Source organism: Micromonospora sediminimaris (genome assembly GCF_016863575.1).
In the GTDB taxonomy this organism is placed as follows: Bacteria; Actinomycetota; Actinomycetes; order Mycobacteriales; family Micromonosporaceae; genus Micromonospora; species Micromonospora sediminimaris.
Genome location: NZ_BOPD01000014.1, coordinates 42,134 through 59,174, shown reverse-complemented (window position 1 = coordinate 59,174; position 17,041 = coordinate 42,134). Strand labels below are relative to the sequence as shown.

Annotated in this window: 15 protein-coding genes; all 15 read right to left on the bottom strand. The window is 70.1% G+C overall.

Features of this window, described 5'->3' with window-relative positions; all coding sequences use genetic code 11:
• The 15 genes from nuoH to paaD all read right to left on the bottom strand — a co-directional run bounded on the left by nuoH (position 1) and on the right by paaD (position 17,038).
• Positions 1-1,347 carry an NADH-quinone oxidoreductase subunit NuoH gene (gene nuoH, locus Vse01_RS12440; RefSeq protein WP_093404030.1) on the bottom strand — a complete coding sequence of 449 codons (1,347 nt, stop codon included), beginning with the start codon at positions 1,345-1,347 and terminating at the stop codon, positions 1-3.
• Positions 1,344-3,839 (bottom strand): NADH-quinone oxidoreductase subunit G, encoded by a 2,496-nt coding sequence (locus tag Vse01_RS12435; protein WP_093404029.1) that lies wholly within the window; start codon positions 3,837-3,839, stop codon positions 1,344-1,346. Before Vse01_RS12435 ends, nuoH begins: the two co-directional genes overlap by 4 nt.
• Positions 3,839-5,155, bottom strand: coding sequence for an NADH-quinone oxidoreductase subunit NuoF (gene nuoF, locus Vse01_RS12430; protein ID WP_093404027.1), 1,317 nt, complete (start codon positions 5,153-5,155; stop codon positions 3,839-3,841). Before nuoF ends, Vse01_RS12435 begins: the two co-directional genes overlap by 1 nt.
• Positions 5,152-6,192, bottom strand: coding sequence for an NADH-quinone oxidoreductase subunit NuoE (nuoE, locus tag Vse01_RS12425; protein WP_093404025.1), 1,041 nt, complete (start codon positions 6,190-6,192; stop codon positions 5,152-5,154). Before nuoE ends, nuoF begins: the two co-directional genes overlap by 4 nt.
• Positions 6,189-7,514 carry an NADH-quinone oxidoreductase subunit D gene (locus Vse01_RS12420; RefSeq protein WP_093404024.1) on the bottom strand — a complete coding sequence of 442 codons (1,326 nt, stop codon included), beginning with the start codon at positions 7,512-7,514 and terminating at the stop codon, positions 6,189-6,191. The genes nuoE and Vse01_RS12420 overlap by 4 nt, the downstream gene beginning before the upstream one ends.
• Positions 7,511-8,242, bottom strand: a complete 732-nt coding sequence (locus Vse01_RS12415) for an NADH-quinone oxidoreductase subunit C (protein WP_093404022.1) — start codon at positions 8,240-8,242, stop codon at positions 7,511-7,513. Before Vse01_RS12415 ends, Vse01_RS12420 begins: the two co-directional genes overlap by 4 nt.
• Entirely contained in the window at positions 8,239-8,916 is a 678-nt protein-coding gene (locus tag Vse01_RS12410) for a NuoB/complex I 20 kDa subunit family protein (RefSeq protein ID WP_093404021.1), read from the bottom strand. The genes Vse01_RS12415 and Vse01_RS12410 overlap by 4 nt, the downstream gene beginning before the upstream one ends.
• 13 nt (positions 8,917-8,929) lie before the next feature.
• Positions 8,930-9,295: an NADH-quinone oxidoreductase subunit A gene (locus Vse01_RS12405; RefSeq protein WP_093404019.1), complete on the bottom strand. Its 366-nt coding sequence runs from the start codon at positions 9,293-9,295 to the stop codon at positions 8,930-8,932.
• Positions 9,296-9,403: 108 nt separating this feature from the next.
• Positions 9,404-10,678 (bottom strand): geranylgeranyl reductase family protein, encoded by a 1,275-nt coding sequence (locus tag Vse01_RS12400; RefSeq protein WP_093404018.1) that lies wholly within the window; start codon positions 10,676-10,678, stop codon positions 9,404-9,406.
• A 169-nt stretch (positions 10,679-10,847) separates the two neighbouring features.
• The gene (locus tag Vse01_RS12395; protein ID WP_093404016.1) at positions 10,848-11,057 is read right to left on the bottom strand and encodes a hypothetical protein; all 210 of its coding nucleotides are present in this window, start codon (positions 11,055-11,057) and stop codon (positions 10,848-10,850) included.
• Positions 11,058-11,150: 93 nt separating this feature from the next.
• Positions 11,151-11,861: a demethylmenaquinone methyltransferase gene (locus Vse01_RS12390; RefSeq protein ID WP_093404015.1), complete on the bottom strand. Its 711-nt coding sequence runs from the start codon at positions 11,859-11,861 to the stop codon at positions 11,151-11,153.
• A 137-nt stretch (positions 11,862-11,998) separates the two neighbouring features.
• Positions 11,999-13,180, bottom strand: a complete 1,182-nt coding sequence (locus Vse01_RS12385; protein WP_093404013.1) for a hypothetical protein — start codon at positions 13,178-13,180, stop codon at positions 11,999-12,001.
• 696 nt (positions 13,181-13,876) lie between these two features.
• Positions 13,877-15,067 carry a cyclic dehypoxanthinyl futalosine synthase gene (gene mqnC, locus Vse01_RS12380; RefSeq protein WP_093404011.1) on the bottom strand — a complete coding sequence of 397 codons (1,191 nt, stop codon included), beginning with the start codon at positions 15,065-15,067 and terminating at the stop codon, positions 13,877-13,879.
• Between the two features lie 370 nt (positions 15,068-15,437).
• Positions 15,438-16,565 carry a 1,2-phenylacetyl-CoA epoxidase subunit PaaE gene (gene paaE, locus Vse01_RS12375; RefSeq protein WP_093404009.1) on the bottom strand — a complete coding sequence of 376 codons (1,128 nt, stop codon included), beginning with the start codon at positions 16,563-16,565 and terminating at the stop codon, positions 15,438-15,440.
• Positions 16,562-17,038 (bottom strand): 1,2-phenylacetyl-CoA epoxidase subunit PaaD, encoded by a 477-nt coding sequence (paaD, locus tag Vse01_RS12370; protein WP_093404007.1) that lies wholly within the window; start codon positions 17,036-17,038, stop codon positions 16,562-16,564. The genes paaE and paaD overlap by 4 nt, the downstream gene beginning before the upstream one ends.
• Positions 17,039-17,041: the final 3 nt, after the last annotated feature.

Below are 17,041 nucleotides of genomic sequence, written 5' to 3'. Positions count from 1 at the left end.
TCACACCTCCTCAGAGTCCTGGCCGGCGGGGGCGTTGGCCGGCTCCCGCTCGGCGACCATGCGCCGGGTACGCGGGCTCGGTGGTACCTGCAGATCCAGCGGGGGCAGCGGGAAGCTGCCCGGGGGCCGGTTGTCGACCTGCTCGGCGAGGGTCGGCTTCGGTGCCGCCTTGCGGCTCGGCCAGAACAGCGCGGCGAGCAGCACGATGCCGGCCGGGATGCCGATGGCGTACAGCCGGCTCTGGGTGTCCCAGTCGTCGATGGTGCGCAGGCCGGCGAGGATCACGATCCAGACCAGGCTGATCGGGATGAGCACCTTCCAGCCGAAGCGCATCAGCTGGTCGTACCGCAGCCGGGGCAGCGTGCCGCGCAGCCAGACGAAGACGAAGACCAGCAGGATGACCTTGCCGAAGAACCAGAGCATCGGCCACCAACCGGAGTTGGCCCCGGACCATATGGTGATCGGCCACGGTGCGTGCCAGCCGCCCAGGAAGAGCGTCACGGTGAAGGCCGACATGGTCACCATCGCGACGTACTCGCTGAGCATGATCAGCGCGAACTTGAGCGAGCTGTACTCGGTCATGAAGCCGGCCACCAGCTCCGACTCCGCCTCCGGCAGGTCGAACGGCGGCCGGTTGGTTTCACCGACGATGGAGATGAAGAAGACGATGAAGCTCGGGAAGAGCAGCAACGCGTACCAGCCCGGCGTCTGGATGTCGGCGCCGAACAGGGTCAGCTCGGTCGTGCTGCCCTGGGCGGCCACGATCTCGCTCGTGGACATCGTGCCGGCGAGCATGAACACCGCCACGATGGACAGCCCCAGCGCCACCTCGTACGAGATCAGCTGGGCGGCGGACCGCAGGCCGCCGAGCAGCGGGTAGGTCGAGCCGGACGCCCAGCCGGCGAGCACGATGCCGTAGACCGCCATCGAGGAGAGAGCGAGCACCACGAGCACCGCCACCGGCACGTCGGTGACCTGCAACGGCGTCTGGTGGCCGAAGATGCTCACCATCGGGCCGAACGGGATCACCGACAGCGCGGTGACCGCGCAGATCACCGAGATGGCCGGGGCGAAGAAGTAGATGACCTTGTCCGCCGACTTCGGGAGGATGTCCTCCTTGAAGGCCATCTTCAGGCCGTCGGCGAGGGTCTGCAGCAGACCGAACGGACCGAGTTGGTTGGGGCCGGGGCGGACGGCCATCCGCCCCACCACCCGCCGCTCGAACCAGACGCCGAGCAGGGTGCCGAGCAGAGCCACCACGAAGGCGAAGACGATCTTGCCGAGGACCAGCCACCACGGGTCGTGGCCGAAGTCGCTCAGCGACGGTGCCTGGGCGATGACGTTCATGCGACACCCCCGGAGGAGTTGAGGAGCGGGCCCGGACGGTCGGCCGCGTCGGCGGCGACCGGCTCCGTCACGCCGGGCGCGGAGATCCGCACCATCGCGCCGGAGGTCGCGCCGAGGCTGCGCCGCACCGTCGAGCCGGGCGAGTTGGTGGGTAGCCAGACCACACCGTCCGGCATCTCGGTGGTCGCCGCCGGCAGGGTCACCGCACCCCGGTCGGTACCCACCGTCACCGGGTCACCGTCGGCCACACCGAGCGCCTCCGCGCTGCCCTTGCCCAGCCGGATCACCGGCGGGCGGGCGGTGCCACCCAGGTGCTCGTCGCCATCGGTGAGGCTGCCCAGGTCGATCAGCTGATGCCAGGTCGCCAGCACCGCCTCACCGGCGCCCGGCTGCGGCACCGAGCCCGGCTGCACCGTGGGCGCGGCCGGGCGCTCAGCCCGGGTCACCGGCAGGCTGCCCAGCTCACGCCGGACGGTCAGCACGTCCCCGGTGCCCAGCCGTACGTCCAGCTGGGCGGCGAGCGCGTCGAGCACCCGACCGTCGGTCATCGCGGCGGTGTCCAGCACCGCGTCGAACGGACGCAGCCGGCCCTCCCAGTCCAGGAAGCTGCCGGCCTTCTCGACCACCGGTGCGACCGGCAGGACCACGTTCGCCCGACGGGTGACCGCGCTGGCCCGCAGCTCCAGGCTGACCAGGAACGGCACCGCGTCCAGGGCCTGCTCGGCCAGGCGCGGATCGGCCAGGTCGGCCGGATCCACCCCGGCCACCACCAGCGCGCTGACCTGGCCTCCGGCGGCGGCAGCGAGGATGCCGTCGGTGTCCCGGCCGGCCTGACTCGGGATCACCCCGGCGGGGATGTCCCACGCCTCGCCCAGCTCGGCACGCGCGCCCGGCTCGGTGACCAGGCGACCGCCGGGCAGCAGGTTGGGCAGGCAGCCGGTGTCGACGGCACCGCGGTCACCCGCGCGTCGCGGCACCCAGGCCAGCTTCGCCCCGGTACGCGCGGCAACCTCGGCGGCGGCGGAGAGTCCACCCGGGACGGTGGCCAGCCGCTCGCCGACGATCAGGATCGCCCCTTCGGCGCTGAGCGCCTCGGCGACGGTGGCGTGCTCGGCGAGCACCCCGGCCTCCTCGCCCGGCACCACCCGGGCCAGCTTGGCGCCGAGCTTCTCCAGGCCACGGGTCGCGAACGGGGCGATCGCGTACACCTTCAGCTTGTTCTTCAGGTACGCCTTGCGCAGCCGCAGGAAGAGGATCGGGCACTCCTCCTCCGGCTCCAGGCCGACGAGCACCACCGCCGACGCTTTCTCGACGTCGGTGTAGGTGACCTCGGTGCTGCCGGCGACCGTGCTGGCCAGGAAGTCGGCCTCCTCGCGGGAGACCGGGCGGGCCCGGAAATCGATGTCGTTGGTGTGCAGCGCGACCCGGGCGAACTTGGCGTACGCGTACGCGTCCTCGACGGTCAGCCGACCACCGGTCAGCACCGCGGCGCCCTGGCCGGTGTCCCGGGCGGCGCGCAGCCCGTCGGCGGCCACGCTGAGCGCCTCACTCCAGGACGCCTCCCGCAGCTCGCCGGTGTGCTCGTCGCGTACCAGCGGGGTGGTGAGCCGGTCGGCGGCGCGGGCGTACTGGAAGCCCCACCGCCCCTTGTCGCAGTTCCACTCCTCGTTGACCTGGGGATCGTCGCCGGCCAGCCGGCGCAGCACCTTGCCCCGACGCCAGTCGGTGCGCTGGGCACAACCGGCCGAGCAGTGCTCGCACACACTCGGGCTGGAGACCAGGTCGAACGGGCGGGCGCGGAAGCGGTACTGGGTGCCGGTGAGCGCGCCGACCGGGCAGATCTGCACGGTGTTGCCGGAGAAGTACGAGTTGAACGGGACGTCGCCGTCCTCGCCCTCGGTCCCGTAGTCCTCGTCCCGGTAAATGTTGATTTCCTCGGCGGAGGAGCGGTTCATCAGGTCGATGAACTTGTCGCCCGCGATCTCCTCGGAGAAGCGGGTGCACCGCTGGCAGAGCACGCACCGTTCGCGGTCGAGCAGGACCTGGGTGCTGATCGGCAGCGGCTTCGGGTACTCCCGCTTGTGCTCGTGGAACCGGGAGTCGGTGCGACCTGTCGACATCGCCTGGTTCTGCAGCGGGCACTCGCCGCCCTTGTCGCACATCGGGCAGTCGAGCGGGTGGTTCACCAGCAGCAGCTCCATGATCCCCTCCTGCGCCTTCTTGGCGACCGGGGAGGTGAGCTGGGTGCGGACCACCATGCCGTCGGCGACCGTCTGGGTGCAGGAGGCGACGGGCTTGCGCTGTCCCTCCACCTCCACCAGGCACTGCCGGCAGGCACCGGCCGGAGCCAGCAGCGGGTGGTCGCAGAACCGGGGGATCTCGGTGCCCATCTGCTCGGCGACCCGGATCAGCAGCGCCCCCTTGGGGGCGGTGACCTCGACGCCGTCGATGGTGAGGGTGACCGTCTCGGTCGGCTTGGCAACGTCCGTCATTAGTGGGCTCCCACCAACTGCTTGTCGGACAACTTCGGCGCGGTCCGTCCCTCGATGTAGTCGAGGTAGTCCTGCTTGAAGTACTTCAGCGACGAGGTCACCGGGCTGGTGGCACCGTCACCCAGGCCGCAGAACGAGCGGCCGAGGATGTTGTCACAGGTGTCGAGCAGGGTGTCCAGGTCGTCCTGAGTGCCCTGGCCGGCCAGGATGCGCCGGTAGACCCGGACCATCCAGTAGTTGCCCTCCCGGCACGGGGTGCACTTGCCGCACGACTCGTGGTGGTAGAACTCCAGCCACCGGTAGGTCGCGTAGACCGGGCAGTCCTGGTCGGAGAAGATCTGCGTGGCCGTGGTGCCGAGGATCGAGCCGGCGGCGGCCACCCCCTCGAAGTCCAGCGGCACGTCCAGATGCTCGGCGGTGAGCAGCGGCGTCGACGATCCGCCCGGCGTCCAGAACTTCAGGTTGTGGCCCGGCTGCATCCCGCCGGCCAGCTCGATCAGCTCGCGCAGGGTGATGCCGAGGCCGCACTCGTACTGGCCGGGGTTGGCGATCCGGCCGGAGAGGGAGTAGATCATCGGGCCGGCCGACTTCTCGGTGCCCATCGACTTCCACCAGTCCGCGCCGCCCAGCACGATGTACGGCACGCTGGCGATGGTGCCCACGTTGTTGACCACGGTGGGGCTGGCGTACAACCCGTGGGTGGCCGGGAACGGCGGACGCAACCGGGGCTGACCACGGAAGCCCTCCAGGGAGTCCAGCAGCGCCGTCTCCTCCCCGCAGATGTACGCGCCGGCACCCGAGTGGACCACCAGGTCCAGGTCGAAGCCGGAGCCGAGGATGTCGCGGCCCAGGTATCCCTTGGCGTACGCCTCGTTCACCGCGTTGCGCAGCCGGCGGGCGGCGTGCACCGCCTCGCCCCGGATGTAGATGTAGGCCCGGTTGGCCCGGATCGCGTACGAGGCGATGATGACCCCCTCGACCAGCGAGTGCGGGTCGTGGGTCATCAGCGGCAGATCCTTGCAGGTGCCGGGCTCACCCTCGTCGGCGTTGACCACGAGGTAGTGCGGCTTGCCGTCACCCTGCGGGATGAAGCCCCACTTGAGACCGGTGGGGAAGCCGGCGCCGCCGCGACCGCGCAGCCCGGAGTCCTTCACCAACTGGATCAGGTCGTCCGGGTGCGCCTTGATCGCCTTACGCAGCGCCGCGTAGCCGTCCAGCTTCTCGTAGGTGTCGAGCCGCCAGGCGTCCGGGGACAGCCAGCGCTTGGTGAGCACGGGCGTCAACTTGGCCAGGGTCTCCGGCGCAGGCGTGGTCACTTCTGAGCCCCCTTGTCGTGCGCGGTGTCCTGACCGTCGCCGGTGGACTCCGCTTCCCTGAGGTTGCGCTCCTGCGCCCCGGTGTCGTCACCGGCCGGCTTGCCGTCGCCCGCCGGCTTGTTGGCCGCCGCACCGGCCGCCTCCGCGGCCCGGGCGTCGCCCGCCGCGGGCGGCTGCCCGTCGACGGGGACCTTGGTACCGGGCGCGTCCGGCACCGCGGTCTTCGCGTCCGGCTGCCGGGTCTCGGCGGTACGCACCTGCGGCGACTTGCGGTCCGGCGCCGGCACGTCGGGCGCGGTGCTGCCGGTCGGCGCGGCCTTCGCCGGGGTGGCCGGGGCGGGCTTGTCGCCAGCCTTGCCGCTGCGGATCGGGGTGTTCGGGTCGAAGCCCGGTGCCGAGATGCCGTGCTGCTGGGCCAGGCGCAGACCGCGCAGGGTCGGCTCGCCGGGCACCCCGTCGGCGACGGCGCCCTCCCGCTCGTCGGCGAAGCCGGCGAGTTGGACCGCCATCTCCTTCAACGTGCACAGCCGGGCACCCCGGCTCGGCGTGGGCCGCCCACCGGCGCGCAGCTCGTCGACCACCCCGACCGCGGTCTGCGGGTCGACGCCGTCGAAGAAGTCGTAGTTGACGGTCATCACCGGGCCGTAGTCGCAGGCGGCGAGGCACTCGGCGTGCTCCAGGGTGATCTTGCCGTCGGCGGTGGTCTCGTCGTGCCCGACGCCCAGGTGCTCGGTGAGCGTGTCGTAGACCTCCTGGCCACCGAGCACGTTGCACATGGTGTTGGTACAGACGCTGACCAGCCAGTCACCGGTGGGGCGGCGCTTGTACATCGTGTAGAAGCTGGCCACCGCGCCGACCTGGGCCTTGTTCAGGCCGAGCACCTCGGCGCAGAACGCCACGCCGGCCGGGGAGACGTAACCCTCCTCGGCCTGCACGAGGTGCAGCAGCGGCAGCAGGGCCGAGCGGGACCGGTCCGCCGGGTAGCGGGCGATGATCTCCCGAGCCCTGGTCCGCGTCTCGTCAGTGAAGACAGTCACCGGTCACAACCTCCCATGACGGGGTCCAGCGAGGCGCCGCCGGCGATCACGTCGGCGATCAGGCCGCCTTCGGCCATCGCCGGCAGCGCCTGGAGGTTGACGAAGCTCGGCTCCCGGTAGTGCACCCGGTACGGCCGGGTCCCGCCGTCGGAGACCGCGTGCACGCCCAACTCGCCGCGCGGCGACTCGACGCCGACGTACACCTGACCCGGAGGCACCCGGAAGCCCTCCGTCACCAGCTTGAAGTGGTGGATGAGGGACTCCATCGACTGGCCCATGATCTTCGCGACGTGCTCCAGCGAGTTGCCCATGCCGTCGACGCCGATGGCCAGCTGCGCCGGCCAGGCGATCTTCTTGTCGGCCACCATCACCGGCCCCGGCTTGAGCCGGTCGAGCGCCTGCTCCACCAGCTTGAGCGACTCGCGGATCTCCGCGTTCCGAACCAGGTAGCGGCCCCACACGTCGCCGTCGGAGTGGGTCGGCACGTCGAACTCGTACGTCTCGTAGCCGCAGTACGGCATCGTCTTGCGCAGGTCCCAGGCCAGCCCAGCCGAGCGCAGCACCGGCCCGGTGACGCCGAGCGCCACACAGCCGGTCACGTCCAGCACCGCGACGTTCTGCGTCCGCTCCAGCCAGATCGGCTGCCCGGAGAGCAGGTCCTCGTACTCCTTGAGCCGCTTCGGCATGAGCTTGAGGAAGTCGCGGATCTTGACGATCGCCTCGTCCGGCACGTCCTGGGCGACGCCGCCCGGCCGGACGTACGCGTGGTTCATCCGCAGACCAGTGATCAGCTCGAAGATCTCCAGGATGTACTCGCGCTCCCGGAAGCCGTAGAGCATCATGTTGATCGCGCCCAGCTCCATCGCCGTGGTGGCCAGCCAGACCAGGTGCGAGGAGATCCGGTTCAGCTCCATCATGAGCACCCGGATGGTGGTGGCCCGCTCGGTGATCTGCTCCTCGATGCCGAGCAGCTTCTCCACGGCCAGCGAGTACGCCGTCTCGTTGAACAGCGGGGAGAGGTAGTCCATCCGGGTCACGAAGGTCGAACCCTGCACCCAGTTGCGGTACTCCAGGTTCTTCTCGATGCCGGTGTGCAGGTAGCCGACGACCGAGCGGGCCTCCCGGACCGTCTCGCCCTCCAGCTCCAGGATCAACCGGAGCACACCGTGCGTGGACGGGTGCTGGGGGCCCATGTTGACGACGATCCGACCCTCGTTGATCGGGTCGACGCCGGAGACGACGTCGTCCCAGTCCCCGCCGGTGACCGTGAAGACGCGGCCCTCGGTCGTCTCGCGCTCGGTGGCGTAGTTCGACGTGGTCATTGGTAAGACCTCCGCTTGTCGGGCGGCGGGATCTCGGCACCCTTGTACTCCACGGGCACGCCGCCGAGGGGGTAGTCCTTGCGCTGCGGGTGACCCTCCCAGTCGTCCGGCATGAGAATGCGGGTCAGCGCCGGGTGGCCGTCGAAGACGACGCCGAACATGTCGTACGTCTCCCGCTCCTGCCAGTCGGCGGTCGGGTAGACGGCTGTGACGCTGGGCAGGTGGGGCTCCTCGACGCTGACGGCGGCCTCCAGCCGGACCCGCCGCCGGTAGGTCATCGAGGTGAGCTGGTAGACGACGTGCAGCCGGCGGGCATCGGCACCCAGGTAGTCCACGCCGGACACCGACGAGCACAGCTCGAAACGCAGCGCCGGATCGTCCCGCATCACCTGGCAGACCTCGGCGATCCGCTCCGGGCGGATGTGCAGGGTCAGCTCGCCCCGGTCGACCACGACCTTCTCGATCGCCTCGCCGAACGCCGGGTACGCCTCCTCCAGCGCGTCCCGGACCTCGTCGAAGTAGCCGCCGTACGGCCGCGGTGAGTCCTCGACCGTGTGGTGCTGCCGGACCAGTCCGCCGAACCCGGAGACGTCGCCGCTGCCCTGGTTGCCGAACATGCCCCGGCCGGCGGGTGCGGCCGGCGGGAACTCGGCGGGGGCGCCACTCGTCGCGCCGGCCGGCGGCACCGGAACCGGAACACCGCCGGTGGTGGGCTTGTCGTCAGTCACTTGATCCCCCCGTACGGGTGGAGGTGGTTCTGGGCCTTCATCCAGTTCTCGATCCGCAGCTGCTCCTCGCGGCCCTCGCGGACGGCCTTCGTCCACTCGGCCCGCCGGGCCTTGTCGCTGCGGTACGACGACGGCATCGAGCCGTACGGCACCACCGGCACGTCACCGCGCGCCTCGCGGGCCGCCAGCATCTTGCGACCGTTCGGACCGAGCGGCTCGTGGCCGATCTTCTCGCGCAGCTTGAGGATCGCGTCGATGAGCATCTCCGGCCGGGGCGGACAGCCCGGGAGGTACATGTCGACAGGTACGACGTGGTCGACGCCCTGCACGATGGCGTAGTTGTTGAACATGCCGCCGCTGCTGGCGCAGACGCCCATGGAGAGCACCCAGCGGGGCTCGGCCATCTGGTCGTAGATCTGGCGCAGCACCGGGGCCATCTTCTGACTGACCCGGCCGGCGACGATCATCAGGTCGGCCTGCCGGGGCGAGGCCCGGAAGACCTCCATGCCCCACCGGCCCATGTCGTAGTGCGGACCACCGGCGGCCATCATCTCGATCGCGCAGCAGGCCAGGCCGAACGTGGCGCCCCAGACCGACGACTTGCGCGACCAGTTGACCAGCTTCTCCACCGAGGTGAGCAGGACGCCAGCGGGAAGTTTCTCCTCGATACCCATAGCCGTTCCTCCCTCAGTCCCAGTCCAGGCCGCCGCGTCGCCACTCGTAGGCGTACGCGACGAAGACGGCACCGATGAACACCAACATGGCGACGAACCCGAAGACCGGCAGGATGTCGAAGGAGACAGCCCACGGGTACAGGAAGATCATCTCCACGTCGAAGACGATGAAGAGCATCGCCGTCAGGTAGAACTTGACCGGAAACCGGCTACCGCCGATCGGCTGCGGGCTAGGCTCGATGCCACACTCGTAGGCTTCGAGCTTGGCCTTGTTGTAGCGGTGGGGGCCGGCGAACCGGGCGGCGGCTATCGAGAACAGCGCGAAACCCGCGGCGAGGGCGAACAGCCCGATGATGGGTACGTAAGGCGAGAGCGACATGTTTTCTCCTGCTCGTCCTTCCCTGCCCTCGGTGGTTGGCGAAATTCACACTATTCACATCCCACCCCGCGCCCTTCGGCGGGGGTGGACCTTGCCTGCTCCGCGCCCCTACACGGCGGGCGCGACCCGGGTCATCGCATTGATCACCCGGTCCATTGCGTCACCGCCGCGCGGGTCGGTGAGGTTGGCCAGCAGCTTGAGCACGAAACGCATCAGCGTGGGATGGGGCATGCCGTGCTTGGTCGCCACCCGCATGATCTCCGGACGGCCGATCAGCTTCACGAAGACCCCGCCCAGCCGGTAGTAGCCGCCGAACCGGGTCTTCAGCTCCTGCGGGTACGCCATCAGGGCCCGCTCCCGCTCAGCACCGGCCGGCCGGGCGAGCGCCTGGACCGCGACCTCCGCGGCCAGTTCACCGGACTCCATCGCGTACGCGATGCCCTCGCCGTTGAACGGGTTGACCATGCCGCCCGAGTCGCCGACGAGCATGACCCCCCGGGTGTAGTGCGGCACCCGGTTGAACCCCATCGGCAGCGCGGCACCGAGGATCGAACCCTCGGCGTTGACCTCGTCGGTCATCCCCCACTCCGGCGGCGTGTTGGCCAGCCAGTCGGTGAGCAGCCGCCGGTAGTTCGTCTTGCCGAACGCCGAGGACGAGTTGAGGATGCCGAGCCCCACGTTGACCCGGCCGTCACCGAGGCCGAAGATCCAGCCGTACCCGGGCAGCAGTTCGTTGGTGCCCTTGGCCCGCAACTCCAGCCAGGACTCCAGGTAGTCGTCGTCGTGGCGGGCCTCGGACCGGTAGTAGCGCCGGACGGCGACACCGATCGGGCGGTCCTCCCGCTTGGCCAGCCCGAGGGCGAGCGGGAACCGGCCCGAGACACCGTCCGCGGCCACCACCAGCGGGGCGTGGAAGGTGACGGGTGCCTTGTCCGGCCCGTCCTCGCCCTGCACCCCGATCACCCGGCCGTCGCCGTCCAACACCGGGCCGATGACGTTCACGCTGGTACGCAGCTTGGCACCGGCCGACACCGCGCGCTGGGCGAGCAGGTCGTCGAAGTCGAGTCGGGTGCGCACCAGGCCGTAGTTCGGGAAGCTGGCCAGATCCGGCCAGTCCAGTTCCAGCCGGACGCCGCCGCCGATCACTCGCAGGCCGCGGTTGTGCAGCCAGCCGGCCTCGGGGGAGGTGTCCACCCCCATCCGGATCAACTGCCGCACGGCACGCGGGGTCAGCCCGTCGCCGCAGACCTTCTCCCGGGGGAACTCGGTCTTCTCCAGCAGCAGCACGCGTACGCCGTGCCGAGCCAGGTGGTACGCGGTCGCCGAACCACCGGGACCGGCGCCCACGACGATCACGTCGGCGTCGTTCTCCACCGCGGTCATTAGCGCCTCCTCCCCGCCCTGCTCGTGAAATGCTTCACAAGCCAGCCGGGACGAGTCTATGACCGACACCGTAAGCTCGCCTTGTTAGGTCGACCTAACCTGTGGGACGCAGGAAAGGGCCCCGGTCACCAGAGCGGGCTCCTGCCGGTCAGCTCTCGCTGCGCAGCACTCAGGGACGCGCCGATGCGGCGCCGTCCAGGCTGGCGCGGATGGTCTCCGGCAGTTGCTCACGCAAGGTGCCACCGGCGGCCCGGTCCAGGGCCGCGAGCACCTCGGTCACCACCTGGCGGACGTCGGCGGGATCCGCTCCGGCCAGGCCCCTGAGCTGCTCGACCAGCTCCGCGGCATCTCCTATGGCCACATTCTTCGGATCCGTCATGTCGGCCAGCCTAAGCCGCAAAGGCGACATAATCGCCTTATTTCCCTAAATGGCGGTATTACCCTCGCGCGATAGGCACAGGGTAAGTCGCGCTCACGTCCGGACCGCGCGGTGCAGGGCCACCACGCCGCCGGTCAGGTTGCGCCACGCCACCCGGCCCCAGCCCGCGGCGGCCACCCGCGCCGCCAGCGCCGGCTGGTCCGGCCAGGCCCGGATCGACTCGGCAAGATAGACGTACGCGTCAGGGTTGCTGGAGACCGTCCGGGCCACGGCCGGCAGGGAACGCATCAGGTACGACAGGTACACGGTGCGGAACGCGGGATTGACCGGGGTGCTGAACTCGCAGATCACCAGCCGGCCGCCCGGACGGGTCACCCGGGCCAGCTCAGCCAGCGCGGCGTCGGTGTCGTTGACGTTGCGCAGGGCGAAGGAGATGGTCACCGCGTCGAAGCTGGCGTCGGCGAAGGGCAGCCGCAGCGCATCTCCGGCCAGCAACGGCACCTGCGGGCGGGTGCGCTTGCCGGCGTACAGCATGCCGAGGGACAGGTCCGCCCCGACCGCGTACGCCCCGGACTGGGCGAGTTCCTCGGTGGAGACACCGGTGCCCGCGCCCACGTCCAGCACCCGGTCGCCCGGTCGCAGGTCGAGCGCGGCGCGGGTGGCCCGTCGCCAGAACCGGTCCTGACCGAACGACAGGACGGTGTTGGTCAGGTCGTAACGGGCCGCGACACCGTCGAACATCGCGGCGACCTCGTGCGGCTGCTTGTCCAGACTGGCGCGCTGGCCCTGCGGGGTACGGCTCACCCCTCCACTCTGCCAGCCCGGCCGCCGGTGCCCCGGACAGGGTCGAGGCGACACAGTGAGGGCGGGATGGTCACCCATCCCGCCCTCACTGCCGTGCGTTATGTGAACGGCCCGCGCGGGCCGATAGAGGACGAACCTCAGGCGTTCGTCTTCTCGTCACCCGGGGTCACCAGGACCACCCGGCGACGGCGGGAAACCAGGAACATGGCCACACCGGCGGCCAGCACGGCCGCGCCGACGCCACCGATCAGGCCGACCTGCACACCGGTGACCGGCAGACCGGGGCCGTCACCGTCGCCACCACCGGTGCCGCCCTTGGCGGCCACGACCACCGCGAAGTCGTCGGTGTTGTCGCTCGGGTCGACATCGTTGCCCGCGACGCCGGTGGCGTTCTCCGGCAGAGCCGAGGTGGCGGCGGTCCGGAGGGCGCTGGGGGCCTCCTGCGCGCCCAGCGATTCGATGGTGACCTTGCCGCCGGTCAGGCTGCTCGGCTTCACACCGTCGGCGACCGTCACCAGGTTGTAGAAGCGAGCACCGGAGTAGAGGTCGTCACCGTCCTTGTCCTGCGCGGTCGGGATGAGGACAGCCTTGGTGTACTCGCAGGTCAGCGAGGTCATCGCGGCGTTGTAGGTGCAGTCCGGCTCCTTCTCCGCGAAGGTCGCGCCCTTGGGCAGCTGCACCTCGATGCGGAGACCCCTGGCAGCCTGGTCACCCTGGTTGAAGGCACCGTAGATCAGCTGACCGGTGTTGCCCGCGTACAGGTCGCCGACCTCGGTGATCGTGCCACCCTCGACCTTGACGGCCTTGCGGACGTCGTCGGCGACGACGGTCAGGTCCGGCCCGGTGCCCTCGACCTTGACGTCCACGGTCACGGCGTTGTCGGACTCGTCCGGGTCCGGGCCGCCGTGCAGGATCACCGCGGTGATGGAGCCGGCCGAGCCGACCTCGGCGCCCTTGCGGGTCAACGGGAAGAACCAGTCGACGTCCTCGCCGGCACGGATGGTGTCACCCTCGATGCCACAGAGGATCCAGCCGTCCTCGCGCGGGTTGCAGCCGCTCTCGTCGATGTCGACGAGGTCGGTCTTCAGCTTGCTGATGTCGAGGGCGACGAGCACGTTCTTGGCGTCGACCTTGCTCTTGTTGAGCAGCGAGACGCTGGCGTCCTTGCCCGGTGCGCCGACCGCGATGGTGGTGCCGGTCGCCTTGATGGCGAGATCCGCGGTGTCGTCCGCCAGAGCCGGCGCGGCGAAGCTGCCGGCCGCGAGGACACCGGCGGCACCGGCACCCAGGTACGCGGCAGCCCGGTTACGGAAAATCATCTGAGGTGTCTCCCCCGTGGGGTAAAGGAAACGTACGGGCGGGGACGTTAGCGGTCAGCGATCACCCGCGCCACCCTGCATCACACCCGCCACAAGCTGCTCAGCTAATGGCAACTTAAGGATTGTCCGGATTGATGGGCCTTGCTACCTGGTCACGCCTGGGCGCATGGCCGGAGCGGCCCGACGCTTCAAACTGGATGGATGATCCACCTGAGCCGTTCGGCTGACAACCAATCGAGCCACCACTGTGACGCAACGCCCGAACCACAGTGACCCATAGTGATCCCTCGCCCGCCGGGCACCCCACCCGACGACGCCGCCCACCCGACGACGCCGCCCGCCCGACGAGGGCCCGGGATGCCGCAACTCGCGGCCTCCCGCTGCCGCGAAGACCCGAGACACCGCAACTTGCTGCGCCCCGCCGCCCGCCGCTCCGGGCCGATCCGGGACGCCGCAAGCTCGCGCGTCCCCACCGCCCGGAGGCACGAGATGCCGCAACTCGCGCCATCCCCTCGACCGGAAGGGCCAACATGCCGCAACTCGCGCATCACACCGCCGGCACGGCCAGGACACCGGGTCTTGCCGGCCAGGGATGGCAAGCCGACGTGCCGCAAGTCGCGCGTCCCGTCGAGCGGAAGGGGCGGGCGGTGCAGGGTGCCGATCGGCGTCGGGTCGACTGGTTGGGTTGGGTGTCGGTCAGGTTGCCTGGACCAGGGGCAGCGAACGGCCGGCACCGCCACCGGGCAGGGCGATCGACGAGAAGTGCGAGACCACCCGGTCGTCGCTCGGGTCGTCGTCGGGCGTGTGGTGCACGGCCAGTCTGTTGTAGAGCGTGTCGCGCTGAGCGGGGATCCGGCCGGCGGAACGGATCATCCCGATCAGCTCGTGCAGGTTGGACCGGTGTCGGGCCCCCGCCGAGGAGATGACGTTCTCTTCCAGCATGATCGAGCCGAGGTCGTCCACACCCATGTGCAGCGCCAGCTGACCGACGTCCTTGCCGGTGGTCAGCCAGGACGCTTGCAGGTGCGGCACGGTTTCGAAGAACAGCCGGGCCACCGCCACCAGCCGCAGGTACTCCAGGGTCGTCGCCTGGGTGCGGCCCTTGAGGTGGTTGTTCTCCGGCTGGTACGTCCACGGGATGAAGGCCCGGAAGCCCTGCGTACGATCCTGCACCTCGCGGATCATCCGCAGGTGCTCGATCCGCTCGGCGGCCGTCTCTCCGGTCCCCATCATCATCGTGGCGGTCGACTCGACGCCCTGCCGGTGCGCGAGTTCCATGACCTCCAGCCAGCGCTCGCCCGACTCCTTGAGCGGCGCGATCGCCTTGCGGGGTCGCTGCGGCAGCATCTCGGCGCCCGCACCGGCGATCGAGTCGAGCCCGGCGGCCTTGATCCGGGCGATGGCCTCGTCGAGGCTCACCCCGGAGACCTTCGCCATGTGCAGGATCTCGCTCGGCCCGATCGAGTGGATGGCCAGCTGCGGGTACGCCTTCTTCACCGAGGAGAACAGCTCCTCGTAGTACTCCACGCCGTAGTCCGGGTGGTGGCCGCCCTGGAGCATGACCTGGGTGGCGCCCAGCTCGACCGCCTCGCCGCAGCGACGCAGGATCTCCTCGGTCGGGTGGGTCCACCCTTCCTTGTGCTTCGGTGCCCGGTAGAAGGCACAGAACTTGCACGCCGTCACGCAGACGTTCGTGTAGTTGATGTTGCGGTCGATCAGGTACGTGACGATGTTGTCCGGGTACCGCCGCCGACGGACCACGTCCGCCGCCTCGCCGAGGGCGTGGAAGGGGGCGTCGGTGTAGAGCAGCAGAGCCTCCTCGGGCGTGATCCGCCCGCCGTCGGCGCCGCGCTGCAGGATGTCGTCGATCTCCCGATTCACCGTCACGTACCCGAGCGTACGCCGACCACCCGCTCAGCTCTCAGCGGCGCACTTGACCTGTGATCCATCCCCCTGCCCAACCAGGAATCATGTTCGCAAGATCCTCATAAGATATGTCGTGGTCCGTTGACAATTTGCACAGGCGTGGTGCTGGGCCAAGCGGGGACGATGGCGGACGGCCGTGCAACGCATGGTCGATGAGGCACACGAGGTGTGAGTACGCGAAACCCGGCCCACCCACCGTCCGGAAGGCTGCCGGGTCCACTTCCAAAGAGCTACTGCTCCTGGCAGCCACCAAGATACCGCCCCGGGTCGGATCACAATCAGTCCGGGGTTCCCGGCGGAGCAGCTTGATGACGGCCGCCGAGTCGAAGCGTCACGCGTCGTAGTCGATGGTGAGGGTGTCGGTCAGCGGGCTGGACTGGCAGGTCAGCACATAACCGGCGGCCACCTCGTCGGGCTCCAGGGCGTAGTTGCGGGCCATCTCCACCTCACCGGAGACGACCTTGGCCCGGCAGGTCGAGCAGACCCCGCCCTTGCAGGCGTACGGCAGCTCGCCGCGGACCTTCAGCGCCGCGTCCAACACGCGTTCGTCGCGGCGCATGGTGAAGCTCGACGATCGTCCGTCGAGCATGATCGTCACGTCGGTACCGCCGGACGCGTCGTCCGTCCGGCGCACCGGCTCGGGCGGCGCGTCGACGTGGAACAGCTCGGTGTGCACCGCCGACTCCGCGACACCCCGCGCGGTGAGCACCGCACGAGCGTCCACCACCAGTCCGTACGGGCCGCAGAGGAACCACTCCTCGATCACCTCGCCGGGCACGATGGTCTCCAGCAGCCGACCCAGCCGCTCCGCGTCGATCCGCCCCGACAGCAGCGGCGAATCGCCCTGTTCGCGGGAGAGCACATGCACCAGGTGCAGCCGGGTCGGGTAGCGGTCCTTCAGGTCTGCCAGTTCCTCGGCGAACATCACGCTGCCGGCCGTGCGGTTGCCGTACACCAGCGTGAAGGTGCTGGCCGGCTCGACAGCCAGCGCGGTGGCGACCAGCGACAGCACCGGGGTGATGCCCGAGCCGGCGACCACCGCACCGTAGCGGCGAGCCCGGTCCGGCGCGAAGGCGGTGGTGAAGTGCCCCAGCGGCGGCAGCACCTCGATGGTGTCGCCGTGCCGCAGCGCCCCGCAGGCGTAGCCGGAGAAGGCGCCGCCCGGGATCTCCCGCACGCCGATCCGCAATCGCCCGTGCCGCGCCAGGTCCGCCGGGGTGGAGCAGATCGAGTACGAGCGACGGACGTCCCCGCCGCCGTCACTCTCCGCCGTACCGGCTGCCGCCGGCAGGCGTACGGTCAGGTGCTGGCCGGCGCGGAAGGCGAAGGTCTCGCGCAGTTCCTCCGGCACCGCGAAGGTGATCGCGACGGCGTCGGCGGTGAGCCGGTCCACGGCGACGACGGGCAGCGGGTGGAACACCGGCCGGCGGCGGACCGGGCGGGTGATGGTGACAGTCACAGGGCCTTCACATGGTCGAAGGGTTCGGCGCAGGAGCGGCAACGCCACAGCGCCTTGCACGCGGTCGAGCCGAAGCGGCTGAGCTGCTCGGTCTCCGGCGACCCGCAGCGTGGGCAGCGCACCGCCAGGGTGAGCGGAACGACGCCGTCGCGCCGGACCGGGGCGGGCGGGGCGATGCCGGCAGCGGCCAGCTTGGCCCGTCCGGCGTCGCTGATCCAGTCGGTGCTCCAGGCCGGGCTGTGCACCGTACGCACCTCGGCGTCCGGATGACCGGCGGCGACCAGTGCGCGCCGGATGTCGGCGCGGATGACGTCCATCGCCGGGCAGCCGGTGTAGGTGGGGGTGATCGTCACCACCACCCGGCCGGTGGCCGGGTCCTCCTGGACCGACCGGAGGATGCCGAGATCGTCGATGGTGACCACCCGGATCTCCGGATCCACCACCGCCGCCACGGCCTGCCGTGCTCTGCTCATCGC

Bases quoted from the DNA above. Each gene is read 5' to 3' on its own strand.
- paaD (WP_093404007.1), bottom strand. From the start codon at position 17,038: ATGAGCAGAGCACGGCAGGCCGTGGCGGCGGTGGTGGATCCGGAGATC.
- Vse01_RS12410 (WP_093404021.1), bottom strand. From the start codon at position 8,916: ATGGGTATCGAGGAGAAACTTCCCGCTGGCGTCCTGCTCACCTCGGTG.
- Vse01_RS12420 (WP_093404024.1), bottom strand. From the start codon at position 7,514: ATGACCACGTCGAACTACGCCACCGAGCGCGAGACGACCGAGGGCCGC.
- Vse01_RS12405 (WP_093404019.1), bottom strand. From the start codon at position 9,295: ATGTCGCTCTCGCCTTACGTACCCATCATCGGGCTGTTCGCCCTCGCC.
- Vse01_RS12435 (WP_093404029.1), bottom strand. From the start codon at position 3,839: ATGACGGACGTTGCCAAGCCGACCGAGACGGTCACCCTCACCATCGAC.
- Vse01_RS12400 (WP_093404018.1), bottom strand. From the start codon at position 10,678: ATGACCGCGGTGGAGAACGACGCCGACGTGATCGTCGTGGGCGCCGGT.
- Vse01_RS12395 (WP_093404016.1), bottom strand. From the start codon at position 11,057: ATGACGGATCCGAAGAATGTGGCCATAGGAGATGCCGCGGAGCTGGTC.
- nuoH (WP_093404030.1), bottom strand. From the start codon at position 1,347: ATGAACGTCATCGCCCAGGCACCGTCGCTGAGCGACTTCGGCCACGAC.
- Vse01_RS12385 (WP_093404013.1), bottom strand. From the start codon at position 13,180: ATGATTTTCCGTAACCGGGCTGCCGCGTACCTGGGTGCCGGTGCCGCC.